This window comes from Bradyrhizobium sp. CCBAU 45321, from assembly GCF_028128975.1.
Lineage (GTDB): Bacteria > Pseudomonadota > Alphaproteobacteria > Rhizobiales > Xanthobacteraceae > Bradyrhizobium > Bradyrhizobium yuanmingense.
The window spans coordinates 51,945-67,356 of the sequence record NZ_LFKZ01000002.1; the positions used below are offsets into that span (position 1 = coordinate 51,945).

Annotated in this window: 13 protein-coding genes; 8 read left to right on the plus strand and 5 right to left on the minus strand. The window is 64.8% G+C overall.

All coding sequences use genetic code 11. From position 1 onward, the window contains the following. Positions 1-19: 19 nt before the first annotated feature. From ACM43_RS00280 to ACM43_RS00290, 3 genes are all read right to left on the minus strand, one after another. A complete protein-coding gene (locus ACM43_RS00280; RefSeq protein WP_157285577.1) occupies positions 20-448 on the minus strand; it encodes a GlcG/HbpS family heme-binding protein in 429 nt (142 codons plus the stop codon). Then, positions 441-3,416 (minus strand): FAD-binding and (Fe-S)-binding domain-containing protein, encoded by a 2,976-nt coding sequence (locus ACM43_RS00285; protein WP_271537263.1) that lies wholly within the window; start codon positions 3,414-3,416, stop codon positions 441-443. Before ACM43_RS00285 ends, ACM43_RS00280 begins: the two co-directional genes overlap by 8 nt. A 104-nt stretch (positions 3,417-3,520) precedes the next feature. Next, the gene (locus ACM43_RS00290) at positions 3,521-4,267 is read right to left on the minus strand and encodes a GntR family transcriptional regulator (RefSeq protein ID WP_271537265.1); all 747 of its coding nucleotides are present in this window, start codon (positions 4,265-4,267) and stop codon (positions 3,521-3,523) included. A gap of 133 nt (positions 4,268-4,400) precedes the next feature. Between ACM43_RS00290 and ACM43_RS00295 the strand changes: the two genes are divergently transcribed. From ACM43_RS00295 to ACM43_RS00325, 7 genes are all read left to right on the plus strand, one after another. After that, positions 4,401-5,603 carry a pyridoxal-phosphate-dependent aminotransferase family protein gene (locus ACM43_RS00295; protein ID WP_271537267.1) on the plus strand — a complete coding sequence of 401 codons (1,203 nt, stop codon included), beginning with the start codon at positions 4,401-4,403 and terminating at the stop codon, positions 5,601-5,603. A 146-nt stretch (positions 5,604-5,749) separates the two neighbouring features. Next, entirely contained in the window at positions 5,750-6,949 is a 1,200-nt protein-coding gene (locus tag ACM43_RS00300; protein WP_271537268.1) for a pyridoxal-phosphate-dependent aminotransferase family protein, read from the plus strand. Positions 6,950-7,006: 57 nt separating this feature from the next. Next, positions 7,007-7,804: an enoyl-CoA hydratase/isomerase family protein gene (locus ACM43_RS00305; RefSeq protein WP_271537270.1), complete on the plus strand. Its 798-nt coding sequence runs from the start codon at positions 7,007-7,009 to the stop codon at positions 7,802-7,804. 155 nt (positions 7,805-7,959) lie between these two features. Further along, positions 7,960-8,934 (plus strand): Bug family tripartite tricarboxylate transporter substrate binding protein, encoded by a 975-nt coding sequence (locus tag ACM43_RS00310; protein ID WP_271537272.1) that lies wholly within the window; start codon positions 7,960-7,962, stop codon positions 8,932-8,934. A 74-nt stretch (positions 8,935-9,008) separates the two neighbouring features. Beyond that, entirely contained in the window at positions 9,009-9,551 is a 543-nt protein-coding gene (locus ACM43_RS00315) for a tripartite tricarboxylate transporter TctB family protein (protein ID WP_036007459.1), read from the plus strand. A 16-nt stretch (positions 9,552-9,567) separates the two neighbouring features. Continuing rightward, entirely contained in the window at positions 9,568-11,085 is a 1,518-nt protein-coding gene (locus ACM43_RS00320) for a tripartite tricarboxylate transporter permease (protein ID WP_271537278.1), read from the plus strand. 168 nt (positions 11,086-11,253) lie between these two features. After that, positions 11,254-12,120: an outer membrane protein gene (locus tag ACM43_RS00325; RefSeq protein ID WP_271537280.1), complete on the plus strand. Its 867-nt coding sequence runs from the start codon at positions 11,254-11,256 to the stop codon at positions 12,118-12,120. 89 nt (positions 12,121-12,209) lie between these two features. On the opposite strand, the gene ACM43_RS00330 is transcribed toward ACM43_RS00325, so the two are convergent. Next, positions 12,210-13,403, minus strand: a complete 1,194-nt coding sequence (locus ACM43_RS00330; RefSeq protein ID WP_271537282.1) for a CaiB/BaiF CoA transferase family protein — start codon at positions 13,401-13,403, stop codon at positions 12,210-12,212. A gap of 106 nt (positions 13,404-13,509) precedes the next feature. Continuing rightward, positions 13,510-13,812, minus strand: coding sequence for a hypothetical protein (locus tag ACM43_RS00335; protein WP_057028692.1), 303 nt, complete (start codon positions 13,810-13,812; stop codon positions 13,510-13,512). Between the two features lie 197 nt (positions 13,813-14,009). Here ACM43_RS00335 and ACM43_RS00340 point away from each other — a divergent pair. Next, positions 14,010-15,412 (plus strand): M10 family metallopeptidase (locus ACM43_RS00340; protein WP_271537286.1); only part of this gene is annotated, 1,403 nt, incomplete at its 3' end.

Sequence of the window (15,412 nt, forward strand, 5' to 3'; positions counted from 1 at the left end):
GCGCCCCGGAATGACGATCTCACCCCGCGTTCGCCTTCAGCCCCGCCGCTTGGATCCCCGCCACCGCGCAGGCCTCGTCATTGTCGGACGTATCGCCGGAGACGCCGACCGCGCCGAGCAGGGTCGCGCCGTCCATGATCAACACGCCACCGGGGACCGGCACCAGTGCGCCCTTGGCGATCGTGTTCACGGCATCGACGAAATAGGCCTGCTCCTGCGCGCGCTGGAACAAAGCGCGCGAGCCCATGCCCATGGCGAGCGCGCCATAGGCCTTGCCATGCGCGATCTCGGCGCGCATCAGGCTGGTGCCGTCCTGCGCCGCCGCGAGCTTGAGCACGCCGCGCGCGTCCAGGATGGTGACGACCAGCGGCTTCAGCTTCAGCTCGCCGGCCTTCGCGAAGGCTGCGTCGAGGATTTTTCGGGCGGTGTCGAGGGTGAGGTCAGCCATGGCTGGTTTCCTTTGCAGCTGGAGAGGTGGCGTTGGATTTGGCGCGATCGAGGCTCATGGCCAGCACGCGCGCGACGTGAAGCGCTTCGCGCTGGGTGCCGTCGTGGATCTGGTGCCGGCAGGAGGTGCCATCGGCGACGACTAGCGTATCCGGGTCCGCGCGTCGCACGGCCGGCAGCAGCGACAGCTCGGCCATCTCGATCGACGCATCGTAGGTGTCCGCGCCATAGCCGAACGCGCCAGCCATGCCGCAGCAGCTCGACTCGATGGTCTCGACCTTCAGCCCCGGGACGAGGCGCAGCACCTGCTCGACCGGTTTGAAGGCGCCGAAGGATTTTTGATGGCAATGGCCATGCACCACGGCCTTGTCGGCGACGATGCCGAGCGGCAGTTGCAGCCTTCCGGCCTCGGCCTCGCGCACCAGAAACTCCTCGAAGGTCAGCGCGTGGGCGCCGATCGCCTTGGCCTCGTCGTCCTTGCGCAGTGAAGCGAGCTCGTCGCGCAGCGTCAGGAGGCAGCTCGGCTCGAGGCCGACGATCGGCACGCCGCGCGCCGCGTATGGCGCGAAGGCCGAGACCAGCCGGTCGAGCTCGACCTTGGCTTCGTCAACGAGGCCGGCTGACAGGAATGTGCGGCCGCAGCACAGCGGACGGCTGCCGCTCGCAAGTTTTGGCAGATGCACGCGATAGCCGCCGGCCGTGAGCACGCGCAGAGCGGCGTCCAGATTCTCGCGCTCATAGATGCAGTTGAAGGTATCGGCGAACAGCACGACCTCGCGGCCGGTCTCCGGGCCGATGCTTTCGGCGGGCGGCACGAACACATCGCGGCGGAAGGCGGGGAGGGTCCGGCGTGCGCTGATGCCGGCGAAGCGCTCGAACAGCCTTCGCAGCAGCGGGCTGCTGTTTCGCAAATTCGCCAGCGGCGCGAAGCGCGAAGCAAGGCCGGCATAGCGCGGCAGATATCCGACGAGCCGGTCGCGCAGCGTCAGGCCGTGAGAAGCGGCGCGCGCGGCCAGCACCTCGATCTTCATCTTGGCCATGTCGACGCCAGTCGGACATTCATGGCGGCAGGCCTTGCAGGAGACGCAGAGTTTGAGCGTCTCCATCATCTCGTCGGAAGAGAGCGCATCCGGGCCGAGCTGGCCGGAGATCGCAAGCCGCAGCGTAGTGGCGCGGCCGCGGGTAACGTCCTTCTCGTTGCGCGTGGCGCGATAGGACGGGCACATCACGCCGCCCTCCAGCTTGCGGCAGGCGCCGTTGTTGTTGCACATCTCGACTGCGCCCTGGAAGCCGCTGCCGGCGCCGGGATAAGCGGACCAGTCGAGCTTCGTCTTCAGCTCGCCGACCCGATAGTCCGGCTTGAAGCGGAACAGCGAGCGGTCGTCCATCCTGGGCGCATCGACGATCTTGCCGGGATTGAGCACGCCGGCGGGATCGAAGCGCTGCTTCACCTCCCTGAAGTCGGCGACGAGGCGCTCGCCGAACATGGCCTCGTGGAATTCGGAGCGCACCAGCCCGTCGCCGTGCTCGCCGGAATGCGAGCCCTTGTACTCGCGCACTAGGGCGAAGGCCTCTTCGGCGATGGCGCGCATCGCCTTGACGTCCTTCTCCAGCTTCAGGTTCAGAACGGGGCGCACATGCAGGCAGCCTTCCGAGGCGTGCGCATACATCGTGCCGCTGGTGCCGTGCTTGGCGAACACTTCGTTCAGCCGCGCGGTGTAGTCGGCGAGGTGCGGCAGCGGCACGGCGCAGTCCTCGACGAAGGAGACCGGCTTGCCCTCCTGCTTCATCGACATCATCACGTTGAGGCCGGCCGCGCGGAAATCGGCGATGCCGCTCTGCAGCGCGGGTTCGGTGATCTCGACCACGCCGCCCCATTTGCGCGTGTCGTTGTGCCAGCCGAAGCCGAGATCGCCCATCAGCTCGCTGAGCTGCTTGAGGCGCACCAGATTATCCGAGTGGTCCTCTTCGGCGAATTCGACCACCAGCACGGCGTCCGGATCGCCCTTGATCGCCGCGGAGATGATTGACCTGAACATCGCGATATCGCGGCCGAGCGCGATCATGGTGCGGTCGACCAGCTCGACCGCAATCGGCTTGAGCTTGACGAGGTGCTGGGCCGCATCCATCGCCTCGTAGAAGCTGCCGAAATGGCAGACGCCGAGCGCCTTGTTGCGGATCACGGGCCACAGCTTCAGCTCGACCTTGGTGGTGAAGGCGAGGGTGCCTTCCGAGCCGACCAACAGATGCGCCATGTTGTTCGGCGCATTGCGCGGCACCAGCGCATCGAGATTGTAGCCACCGACGCGGCGCTGCACTTTTGGGAAGCGCGCGGCGATCTCGTCGGCCTCGCGGGTGCCGAGGTCAAGCATGTCGCGGAACAGGGCGCGGGTGCTGTCGCCGGCCTCGAGGTCGGAGAGATCGCGCGCGACCTCGCCAAAACGGCTCAGCGTGCCGTCGGCGAGCGATGCCTCCATCGACAGCGTGTTGTCGCGCATCGTGCCGTAGCGAAGCGAGCGGCCGCCGCAGGAATTGTTGCCAGCCATGCCGCCGATGGTGGCGCGGGAGGCCGTGGAGACGTCAACCGGAAACCACAGGCCGTGCTTTTTGAGCTGACGGTTGAGGTCGTCGAGCACGATGCCGGGCTCGACCACGCAGGTGCGGCCTTCGACGTCGAGCGACAGGATCCGGTTGAGGTGCTTGGACAGATCGATCACGAGGCCGTCATTGACGGTCTGGCCGCATTGCGAGGTGCCGCCGCCGCGCGGGGTGACCTTCAGCCCCTCGTCGCGCGCGATCGCCAGCGCCCGCAGGGCCTCGTCCATGGTCTTGGGGACGACCACGCCTGATGGCATGATCTGGTAGAACGAGGCGTCGGTGGCGTAGCGGCCGCGGCTGAAGCCGTCGAACAGCACGTCGCCGGTCAATTCCGACCGCAGGCGCCGTTCGAGCGAGGAGGCGTTCGTCATCCCTGATTCCGGACTGACCCGGCCAGGCTCAGCCTTGCTGGGATATTCATTGTGGTTCCTGACCGACTATATTGCGAATGCAAAATGGGCAAGCCGGGCGCCCCTCAAGGCGATGCCGGCGCGCCCTCTTGGGGCTCGGTCAGGTGCTCGATCGCTGCCGTCCGTTTGTTGCGCAGATGCTGGAACAGGATGTCGCTAAGCTCGCTCCCGGCGCGGCGGCGCAATGCATCGAGAATGGCCTCGTGCTCACGCATGGCTTCCGCCCAGCGCTGCCGCTTGCGGGCGAAATTGGCGGAGTAGCGGACGCGTCGGATCCGGCCGGCGAAATTGGCGTAGGCGATCTTCAGCGTCTCGTTGCGCGCGGCCGCGACGATGCTCTCGTGGATGCGCTGGTTGGCCTGGAAATAGCCGTGCATGTCGCGATGCAGGTAATGGCCGTACATCTCGTAGTGCAGCTGCTCGATCGCCGTGATTTCCGCATCCGTTATGGCTTCGCAGGCGAGGCGCCCTGCCAGGCTTTCCAGGCCTGCCATGACGTCGAACAGTTCCTCGATATCGCGCTGGCTGAGCTGGCGCACCCGTGCGCCGCGGTTGGGCAATAGCTCGATCAGGCCCTCGGCGGCGAGCACCTTGAGCGCCTCGCGCAATGGCGTGCGGGAGATGCCGAGCATCTCGCAAAGCTGCCGCTCGGGAACGCGCGCACCTTCGGGAATATTGCCTTCGACCACGTAATCGCGCAGCCGCAGCAGGATCTCGCCATGCAGCGAGGCCTCGTGACGGTTTTCCTGGCGATCGCCATTGCCGGCGAGCGGGGTGATCGGAACTCCATTGTCGGGAATCGTGGATTTCATTTGCAGTACGGTAATTTGCCCGATTGGTCGCGTCGATGTTCGAAATCGAATACCAGATTTTGATTGAAGGGACAAAAAATGAATGCAAAATAGCTGGAAGAGCCGGCCGTAACTCGCCGGAAGGGAGCTTTGCATGCCTCAGGGACGCCATTTCCTGCAGATTCCGGGCCCGAGCCCGATCCCCGAGCGCGTCCTGCGCGCGATGGACATGCCCGTCATCGACCACCGCAGCGCCGAATTCGGCGAACTCGGCCGGACGGTACTCGAAGGCAGCCAGAAGATCTTCCAGACCAAGGGGCCGGTCGTGATCTTCCCTTCATCCGGGACCGGCGCCTGGGAAGCCGCGATCGTCAACACGCTGTCGCCGGGCGACAAGGTGCTGATGGTCGAGACCGGCCACTTCGCCACGATGTGGCGGCAGATGGCCGCCCGCTTCGGCATCGAGGTCGATTTCGTCCCGGGCGACTGGCGCCGCGGCGCCGATCCCACGGTGATCGAGGCCAAGCTCTCCGAAGACGCCGCGCGCACCATCAAGGCGGTGATGGTCGTGCACAACGAGACCTCGACCGGCGCGACCAGCCGCATCGCCGAGATCCGCGCCGCGATCGACCGCGCCTCGCATCCGGCACTCTTGATGGTCGACACCATCTCCTCGCTCGGCTCGGTCGACTATCGTCACGACGCGTGGAAGGTCGACGTCAGCGTCAGCTGCTCGCAGAAGGGTTTCATGCTGCCGCCCGGCCTCGGCTTCAACGCGATCTCGGACAAGGCCTTGGCTGCGTCCAGAACCAACAAGATGCCGCGTTCCTATTTCGACTGGGAGGAGATGCTCAAGCCCAACGCCAAGGGCTTCTTCCCCTATACGCCCGCGACCAATCTGCTCTACGGCCTGCGCGAGGCGATCGCGATGCTGCTCGAGGAGGGGCTCGACAATGTTTTCGCGCGGCATCAGCGGCTCGCCGCGGCAACGCGGGCCGCGGTCAACCATTGGGGTCTCGAAGTGCTCTGCCAGGAGCCTTCGGAGTTCTCGCCGGTCCTGACGGCCGTGCTGATGCCGCCGGGGCATGATGCCGATCAGTTCCGGAAAGTCGTGCTCGACAATTACAACATGTCGCTCGGCTCGGGCCTGTCGAAGGTCGCCGGCAAGGTCTTCCGTATCGGCCATCTCGGCGAATGCAATGCACTGACGCTGCTCGGCGCGCTTACCGGCGTCGAGATGGGCCTGTCGGTGGCCGGCGTGCCGCACCGCTCCGGCGGTGTGGATGTCGCGATGAAGCTGCTGGAGCAGCGCCCGCCGGGCAATGCCGCGCCGCATCTGAAGATCGTCGGCACGTAAAGGTCAGCACGCAAAGGTGGTCGCGACGGAGCGGCCGAGGGCAGGCCGGCCCGCTATGCACGAACGGCCCTTTGGAGGAGAGGACAAGCCGGTCAAATGGTGCTATTCGGCGCCACCAAACCAAGGCAAGACCGGGAAGGACGCCGATGACCGTGCATACTGGAAGGCATTTCTTACAGATTCCAGGACCGACCAATGTGCCCGATCGGGTGCTGCGGGGGATGGATATGCCGACGCTGGACCATCGCGGTCCGGAGTTCGCCGAGCTCGGTTTTGCCGTGCTTGCCGCAATGCAGCGCGTATTCCGCACCAAGCAGCCCGTGATCATCTTCCCCTCGTCCGGTACCGGCGCCTGGGAAGCGGCGATGGTCAACGTTTTCGCGCCCGGCGACAAGGTCTTGATGTGCGAGACCGGCCAGTTCGCCGTGCTGTGGCGCGGCATCGCCGACAAGTTCAAGCTCGATGTCGACTTCATCCCGAGCGACTGGCGCCATGGCGCCGACCTTGCGGAGATCGAGAAGCGCCTTGCCGCCGACAAGCAGCACGCCATCAAGGCGGTCTGCGTCGTGCACAACGAGACCTCGACCGGCTGCGTGACGCCGCCGCTGGAGGTGCGCAAGATCCTCGACCGCACCAAGCATCCGGCGCTGCTGATGGTCGACACCATCTCCGGCCTCGGCTCGATGGAATATGAGCACGACGCCTGGGGCATCGACGTTTCGGTCGCGGGCTCGCAGAAGGGCCTGATGCTGCCGCCGGGCCTCGGCTTCAACGCCGTCTCGGAGAAGGCGCTCGCCGTGGCGAAGGCCAACCCCGGCATGCGCTCCTACTGGGACTGGCAGGAGGTCATCAGCTTCAACAAGCTCGGCACCTTCCCCTACACGCCCGCAACGAACCTGCTCTACGGCCTGCGCGAGGCGGTGAAGATGCTGGAGGAGGAGGGGCTGGAGAACGTCTGGACCCGCCACAAGCGCCACAGCGCCGCGACGCGTGCTGCGGTCAAGGTCTGGGGCCTCGAGACGCAATGTGCTGATCCCGCCGCGCATTCGCCGGCGCTGACCGGCGTGCGCGTGCCCGAGGGCTTTGATGCCGACGCCTTCCGCAAGGTGGTGCTGGAGAACTTCGACATGTCGCTCGGCACCGGACTGAACAAGATCAAGGGCAAGGTGTTCCGCATCGGCCATATCGGCCATTTCAACGATCTGATGCTGATGGGCACGCTCGCCGGCGTCGAGATGGGCCTCGATCTCGCAAAGATCCCGCACCGGAGCGGCGGCGTATTGGCGGCCATGGACGTCCTCAAGGGACGCGACGTTGTGCCGATGACCAAGGCTCAAGTTGCCTGAGGCTCAGGTTGCCTGATGGCGGCCTGACTGAACTGTAGTGAAGGAAGTGAGCGCGCGATGAACGCACCGACGACTGCCAACGAAGACCTGCTCTACTCCGTCACGGACGGCATCGCGCGGATCACCTTCAACCGCCCGCAGGCGCGCAACGCCATGACCTTCGCCATGTATGACCGCATGGCGGAGATCTGCGAGGAGATCAACGCCGACCGCTCGATCAAGGCGCTGATCCTGACCGGCGCGGGCGACAAGGCGTTCGCCTCCGGCACGGACATCTCGCAATTCCGCGCCTTCAAGACCGCGCAGGATGCGCTCGACTACGAGGCGCGCATCGATCGCGTGCTCGGCACGCTCGAGCAGTGCCGCGTGCCGGTGATCGCGGCGATCGCCGGCGCCTGCACCGGCGGCGGCGCAGGGATAGCGGCCTGCTGCGATCTTCGCATCGGCACCGAGACGACGCGGATGGGCTTTCCGATTGCGCGCACGCTCGGCAACTGCCTGTCGATGTCCAACATCAGCCGCATCGTCGCGCTGGTCGGTCCCGCCCGCACCAAGGATATGATCTTCAAGGCGCGCCTGGTCGAGGCGCAGGAGGCGCTGGCGCTCGGCCTGCTCAACGAAATCGTGCCTGACGTTGAGACGCTGCAGCGCCGTGCCGACGAGACTGCAAAGCTCGTCGCCAGCCACGCGCCGCTGACGCTGGAAGCGACCAAGGAAGCGGTGCGCCGCATCCGCCGCACGCTCTCGCGCGAGGAAGGCGAGGACCTGATCCTGAAAGCCTATATGAGCGAGGATTTCCGCGAGGGCATGGATGCCTTCCTCAACAAGCGGACGCCGGTCTGGAAGGGCAAGTAAGTCTCACGGGCTTTCGGCTCCGTCAGTCGAAAGTCATATGCGCGCAATTGCCCGTCTGCTTGAACTCTACAGGATTAATCCGCACTATGCAGCGATAGAATTTTCCGCACCTACAACTCAAAAAACATCAGGGGACGAAACTCGTGCGAATTCCAGTGAAAGCCCTCGGCGCTGCGACGGCGCTGTTGTTGAGTACGCCGGCCGTTGCGGCCTGGGAGCCGACGAAACCGGTGGAGATCGTGGTGGCGGCGGGCGCGGGCGGCGCCTCCGACCAGATGGCCCGGATGATGCAGGCCGCGATCCAGAAGAACAATCTGATGAAGCAGCCGGTGGTGGTCTCGCTCAAGGGCGGTGCCTCGGGCGCGGAAGCGCTGATGTACATGAAGTCCAGCGAGGGCGATCCCAACAAGGTGCTGATCGCCTATTCGCTGATCTACATGCTGCCGCTGTCGGCGAAGATCCCGTTCAACTGGCGCGAGCTGACGCCGGTCGCGGTGGTCGCGCTCGACCAGTTCGTGCTGTGGGACAACAGCGCGGGCCCCAAGACGCTGAAGGAATTCGTCGCGGCCGCCAAGGCTGCGAGCGCGCCGTTCAAGATGGGCGGCACCGGCTCCAAGCGCGAGGACCACGTGCTCACCGTGTTCCTGGAGCAGAAGACCGGCGCGAAATTCTCCTATCTGCCCTACAAGTCGGGCGGCGAGGCCGCGACCCAGCTGGTCGGCAACCACACCGAAGCCAACGTCAACAACCCATCCGAAAATCTCGAGGTCTGGCGCGCCGGCCAGGTGCGTCCGCTCTGCGTGTTCGACAGGGAGCGCATTGCCTATAGGACCAAGGTGACCGACACCCAGTCCTGGGCCGACATCCCGACCTGCAAGGAGGAGGGCGTCGACGTGCAATATCTGATGCTGCGCGCGATGTTCCTGCCCGGCAAGGTCACGCCGGAGCAGCAGGCGTTCTACGTCGATCTGTTCCACAAGGTGACGCAGACCGCGGAATACAAGGACTACATGGAGAAGCAGGCCTTGAAGCCGATCTTCCTCACCGGCAAGGACATGGTGCAGTTCCTCGAGGAGGACGATGCGCTGAACAAGTCGCTGATGACGGAAGCCGGCTTCGTCGCGAAGTAGCTGTCCCTTTTTTCTCCCTCTCCCCGTTCTTACGGGGAGAGGGAGAATTGAACGCACTCCGTCCCTAACAGTCCATGTCCCAAACCGATATCGAAATCGTCGTCGAGGATCCCACCGCGCCCGAAGACGATTCCCCTTCCGTCGTCTCTTCCGGCACGATCGAAATCGTCGTCTGCCTGCTGCTGCTCGCGCTCGCGGTCACGCTCGGCTACGACAATTGGCGCACCGGCGCGTCCTGGGACGCGACCGGGCCGGAGCCCGGCTATTTCCCGTTCTATCTCTCCGTCATTCTCGCCGGCGGCAGCCTCTACGGTCTGATCGCCGCGCTGCTTGCGCGGCGCGCCTCGTCCGGAACCTTCGTCACGCGCGCGCAAGGCCGCCGCGTGCTGGCGGTGTTCGTGCCGACGTCGCTGTTCTGCCTGGCGACGCAGTTCCTCGGCCTCTATGTCGCGAGCTTTCTCCTGATCGCGGGCTTCATGCGCCTCGTCGGCCGGATCGCGTTGTGGAAGTCGCTGCTCACCGCGTTCGCGTTCACGGCCATCATGTTCGTTACCTTCGACGTCGCCTTCGACGTCATCATGCCGAAGGGGCCGCTCGAAGCGGCCCTCGGGCGCTAGTCGGAGCCCCCGCGCGATGGAAGCTCTCGGTCTCCTGCTCCACGGCTTTGCCGTCCTGCTGACGTGGAAGACGCTCGTGCTCATGATGGTCGGGCTGGTGCTCGGCATCTTCGTCGGCGTGCTGCCCGGGCTCGGCGGCCCCAACGGCGTCGCGATCCTGTTGCCGCTGACCTTCACGATGGACCCGACCTCGGCCATCGTGATGCTGTCCTGCATCTATTGGGGCGCCTTGTTCGGCGGTGCCATCACCTCGATCCTGTTCAACATCCCGGGCGAAGCCTGGTCGGTCGCGACCACTTTCGACGGCTATCCGATGGCGCAGCAGGGCAGGGCGGCGGAGGCGCTGACTGCGGCGTTCACCTCTTCCTTCGTCGGCTCGCTGGTCGCGGTGCTCCTGATCACCTTCCTCGCGCCGATGATCTCGTCCTTTGCGCTGAAATTCGGCCCGCCCGAGTTCTTCGCGGTGTATCTCCTCACCTTCTGCTCCTTCGTCGGCCTCGGGCGCGAAGCCAAGCACAAGACCGTCATCTCGATGTCGCTGGGCCTTTTGCTCGCCGGCATCGGCATGGATACGGTGTCCGGCAGTCTGCGCATGACCTTCGGCTCGCCGGAGCTCCTGCGCGGCATCAACTTCCTGGTCGCCGTCATCGGCCTGTTCGGCATCAGCGAGATCCTGCTGACGATGGAGGAGCGCCTTGCGCTGCGCGGGCATGCGGCCAGCATCTCGCTGCGCGTCGTGCTCGGCGTCTGGAAGGATCTGCCGAAATACTGGGTGACGCTGCTACGCTCCTCCTTCATCGGTTGCTGGCTCGGCATCACCCCGGGCGGTGCGATCGCGGCCTCCTTCATGGGCTACAATCTGGCAAAACGCTTCGCCAAGGAGCCCGCGAGCTTCGGCAAGGGCCGCATCGAGGGCGTGTTCGCGCCGGAGACGGCGGCGCATGCCTCCGGCACCTCGGCGCTGCTGCCGATGCTGGCGCTCGGCATTCCCGGCTCGGGCACGGCCGCGATCCTGCTCGGCGGGCTGATGGTGTGGGGCCTCAATCCGGGGCCGCTGCTGTTCGTCGAGCACAAGGATTTCGTCTGGGGCCTGATCGCCTCGATGTATCTCGGCAACGTCGTCGGCCTCGTGCTGGTGCTGACGACGGTGCCGATCTTCGCCTCGATCCTGCGCGTGCCGTTCGCGGCGGTGGCGCCGATGATCGTGGTGTCCTGCGCGATCGGCGCCTATGCCATCCAGAACGCGATGTTCGACATCTGGCTGATGCTGGGCTTCGGCGTGGTCGGCTACGTCTTCAAGAAGATCGGCATTCCGCTGGCCCCGTTCACCCTGGCGCTCGTGCTCGGCAACCGTGCCGAGGATGCCTTCCGCCTGTCGATGATCGGCTCCGGCGGCACCTTGAAGGTGTTCTGGTCGAACGGCCTAGTCGGCTCGATCACGACCCTGGCGATTGTGCTGCTGTTCTGGCCGGTGATCGACGGCCTGCTCGGCCGTGTCGGGTTGACGCATGGGACCAAGGCGACATCGCCCTAGGGTGGTAGAGAAATATTTTTTAAATCAATGGCTTATGTCAAGGTTAGCTCTTTGATCCGGATGCCACCGCGATCTGCGATTGTTTCCGAATGTTGCCGCGGCGGCACAGCCCTTGGGTGAGGATGCGCGTATATTTCGATCACAAGATCGTGCAAGGGGGAATTCTCCATGAAGCGGATAGTGATTGGAATGGCGGCTGCGATGTCGCTGTTTGCCACGGGCGCGCTGGCCGCCGATCTCGCGGCAAAGCCGTACGTCAAGGCGCCTATGGTCGATCCGGTCTGGAGCTGGACGGGCTTCTATGTCGGCGCCAACGGCGGCTACAGCTGGGGCCGTTCGCGCACTGACGTCACCTACACCAACACGGCGACCGGTGCGGTGATCGTGCCGCCGGCCGGATCCGTCACCAACGCCTCGTTCGACATGAACGGTGCCGTCGCCGGTGGCCAGGCCGGCTACAACTGGCAGAGCGCGAATTGGGTGTTCGGCATCGAGGGCGACCTGAATTGGTCGGACGAGAGGGGGCGCGCCGGCTTCAACTGCGCCCCCACCAGCCTTGCAGGCGGCGCCTGTCTTCCGGGCCTGACCTTTCTGCCCCCCGGCGCTGCTGCCGGCACCACTCTGACGCTCGACCAGGATCTACAATGGTTCGGCACGGTCCGCGGCCGCGTCGGCATTCTGGCGACGCCGAAAGTGCTGTTCTATGGCACCGGCGGTGTGGCCTTCGGCGAGATCAAGACCACGGGCACTATCGCCGGTTTCACGCCGGCTGGTGTCGCGGTCGCCTCGACCAGCTCTTCATCGGACACGCGCGTCGGCTGGACCTTGGGTGCCGGTGTGGAAGGCAAGATCACTCAGAACTGGAGCGCCAAGCTCGAATATCTCTATGTGGATCTCGGCCGGTTCTCGTCAGGTCCGTTCTCGCTCGCGCCGTTGCCCACGATTGCGGCCAGTGCTTCCTCTCGCTTCACAGACCACATCCTGCGCGCCGGCATCAACTATCAGTTCGGTGGCCCGGTGGTCGCCAAGTACTGAGCGACGAAGTACTGAGATCAACAAGGCGTCCAACAACAAGCAAAGCCCGGCTCGCGCCGGGCTTTGTCGTTGCAGTGGGGCCTTGAGATTCACACCACCTTCGCGTCTTTGAGCCTTCCGATCTCGTCGGTCTCGAAGCCGAACTCCTTCAGCACTTCGTCGGTCTGCTCTCCGAATTCCGGCGGCCGCGCCACCATCCTGCTCGGCGTGCGCGACAGCGTCACGGGCTGGCCGACCAGGCGGATATGCCGGCCTTCATCGTTCGGCACGTCCTGCGCAATGTCGAGATGCTTGACCTGCGCGTCCTCGAACATCTGGTCGATGGCGTAGATCGGCCCGCAGGGCACGCCGGCCTCGTTGAGCTCGCGGACCCAGGTCTCGGTCGACTTCGTCACGGTGCGCTTCTCGATCTCGGCGTTGAGCGCATCGCGATTCTTCGAGCGGGCGGGAGCCGTCGCATAGTCGGGATGAGTGTAGAGCTCCGGCGCGCCGATCGCCTGCGCACAGCGCTCCCAGATCCGCCCGCCCGTGGTGGCAATGTTGATGTAGCCGTCCGAGGTCTTGAACACGCCGGTCGGAATGCTGGTCGGATGGTTGTTGCCGGCCTGTTTGGCGACCTCCTTCTCCATCAGCCAGCGCGCGGCCTGGAAGTCGAGCATGAAGATCTGGGCCTGCAGCAGCGAGGTCTGCACCCACTGGCCCTTGCCCGAGACCTCGCGCTCGAGCAGGGCGGTGAGGATGCCCATCGCGCAAAACAGACCGGCACTGAGATCGGCGACGGGGATGCCGACCCGCATCGGGCCTTCGCCCGGTGCGCCGGTGATCGACATCAGCCCGCCCATGCCTTGCGCGATCTGATCGAAGCCCGGCCGCTTGTGGTAGGGGCCGTCCTGGCCGAAGCCGGAGATGCTGCCATAGACGATGCGCGGGTTGATCGCGGCGAGGCTGTCGTAGTCGATGCCGAGCTTCTTCTTCACGTCGGGCCGGAAATTCTCGACCACGACGTCGGCCTTGACGGCGAGGCGCTTGAACACCGCGAGCCCGCGCTCGTCCTTCAGGTTCAGCGTCATTGCCCGCTTGTTGCGGTGCAAATTCTGAAAGTCGGAACCGCGCCGCGGCCCGCCCGGCTGCTCGCCGCCGGCATCCTCGGTCAGCGCGTCGATCTTGACGACGTTGGCGCCCCAGTCGGCGAGCTGGCGCACGCAGGTCGGCCCGGAGCGGACACGGGTCAGATCGAGCACGGTGAAGCGCGACAGGGCTTCCGAGGCATGCGGGAAGGGCATCGTGAAAGGCTCCGGGACAGATTGGGCGCCTACCATAGTGCCCAGAGATCACGCGACAAGCCGGGCCGGCGCCGATGCCGCCTGCTGAAATGCCTTGCCTGAGGAATCAGCGCGACAGGCGCTTCAATTCGGCCCGCGCCTGCGCGGCAAGGGGATCATCGCCATGGCGCGCAATGAAGAGTTCAAGGGCCTCCCGCGTTCCCTTCCGGCGGGCAGCTTCATATTCCTCTGCCACCGCAGCGGCAGGATCTCGCGCCATCGGCATGGAGGGCGCGCGCCCTGCCTTGCTGCTGTCGTCTGCCTTGGCCTTCTCCACCATCACGGGCAGTCCTCCGAGAGGTTGATGGGACAGTCCAGCAAGCGCAATCAAGGCGCCAAACAGGCCGGCCGGGAGTGTGCGTCGTTTCATGAAACCCTGCAAATCACGGGAGTTCCGGGAACGAAACTCTATGCTGCCGTTCCGTATGACTACGGGATTTAATGGCTAACACGGCCTTATGGGAGCAGCGCAAACGCCGCTGCCCCATTTAAACCAAACGTTTAACTCTCTAGCTAGAATCATGTGCCCCCGCGGCGAATCACACGACGCGTTGCTTGGAGAGTCCATTGGCCACCGCCGTTTATGTCAGTGCCACCAACAACGCCGAGATTGACGGCCTGCTGTCCGGCGTCAAATGGTCGGGCACGATCACCTACAGCTTTCCTGACGCGCCGAGCGACTATTCGAATCCTTATTCCGGCGGCAGCGGCGAGCCAACCACCTCGGGCTTTGCCTCGGTGCCCACGCAGATCCAGGCGGCGATCAACTACGCCGTCGGATTGATCCTGAGCTACACCAACGCCAACATCCAATATGCGGGCACCAACGGCGCCGACCTCATGATCGCGCAGTCGTCGGCCGCCAATCCGACCGCCTACGCCTACTATCCCGGCAATTATGCACCCGGCGGCGACATCTGGTTCGGGACTCAATACAATTTCTCGCTGGCCAAGCTCGGCAATTACTACTTCACCACTGCGCTGCACGAGCTCGGACACGCGATCGGCCTCAAGCACAGCCAGGAGGCCGGCGGCCCCGGCAACGTTGCGGTGCCGAGCGCGCATGACAGCAGCGAATACACCGTCATGAGCTATCGCAGCTATGTCGGCGCTTCGACCACGGGCGGCTACACCAACGAAGCCTACGGATATTCGCAGACCTACATGGCCAACGATATCCTCGCGCTCCAGACGATGTACGGCGCGGACTACACGACGCAGAGCGGCAGCACCGTCTACACTTGGAATCCGACCACGGGGCAGCAGTTCATCAATGGCGTCGGCCAGCTCGCACCGGGCGGAGGCGTCGGCGGCTCGGCCAACCGCATCTACGAGACCGTCTGGGACGGCGGCGGCACCGATACCTACGACCTCTCGAACTACACGACGAACCTGAGCATCAACCTCAATCCCGGTGCCTCGTCGGTGTTCTCCTCCGTGCAGTTGGCCTATCTCGGCAACGGCCACTATGCATCGGGCAACGTCTACAACGCCTATCTCTACAACGGCGACGCGCGCTCCTACATCGACAACGCCACCGGCGGGTCCGGCAACGACACGATCATCGGCAACGCCATCGCCAACACGCTGAACGGCGCCGGCGGCAACGACACGATCACCGGCGGTGCGGGCAGCGATACCATCAACGGCGGCTCAGGCACGGACACCGCAGTGTATTCGGGCAGCCGGGCCAACTACACCATCTCCTACAACGCGGCGACACAGACCTTCACCCTCGTCGACCTGCGCAGCGGATCGCCTGACGGTACCGATACCGTCACCGGCACCGAATATTTTCGGTTTGGGGATGGCACGGTAGCCAGCTCCAGCCTCGTTTCGACAACGATCGAGGCGTTCGGGTCGACCAGCGTGTTCCGGTCCGGCGGCAACTATTATCTGAACAACATCTCGACCGGCACCGGCCCAACGCTGAAATACCAAGGCAATGTGGTGGACACGGCCAATTACAC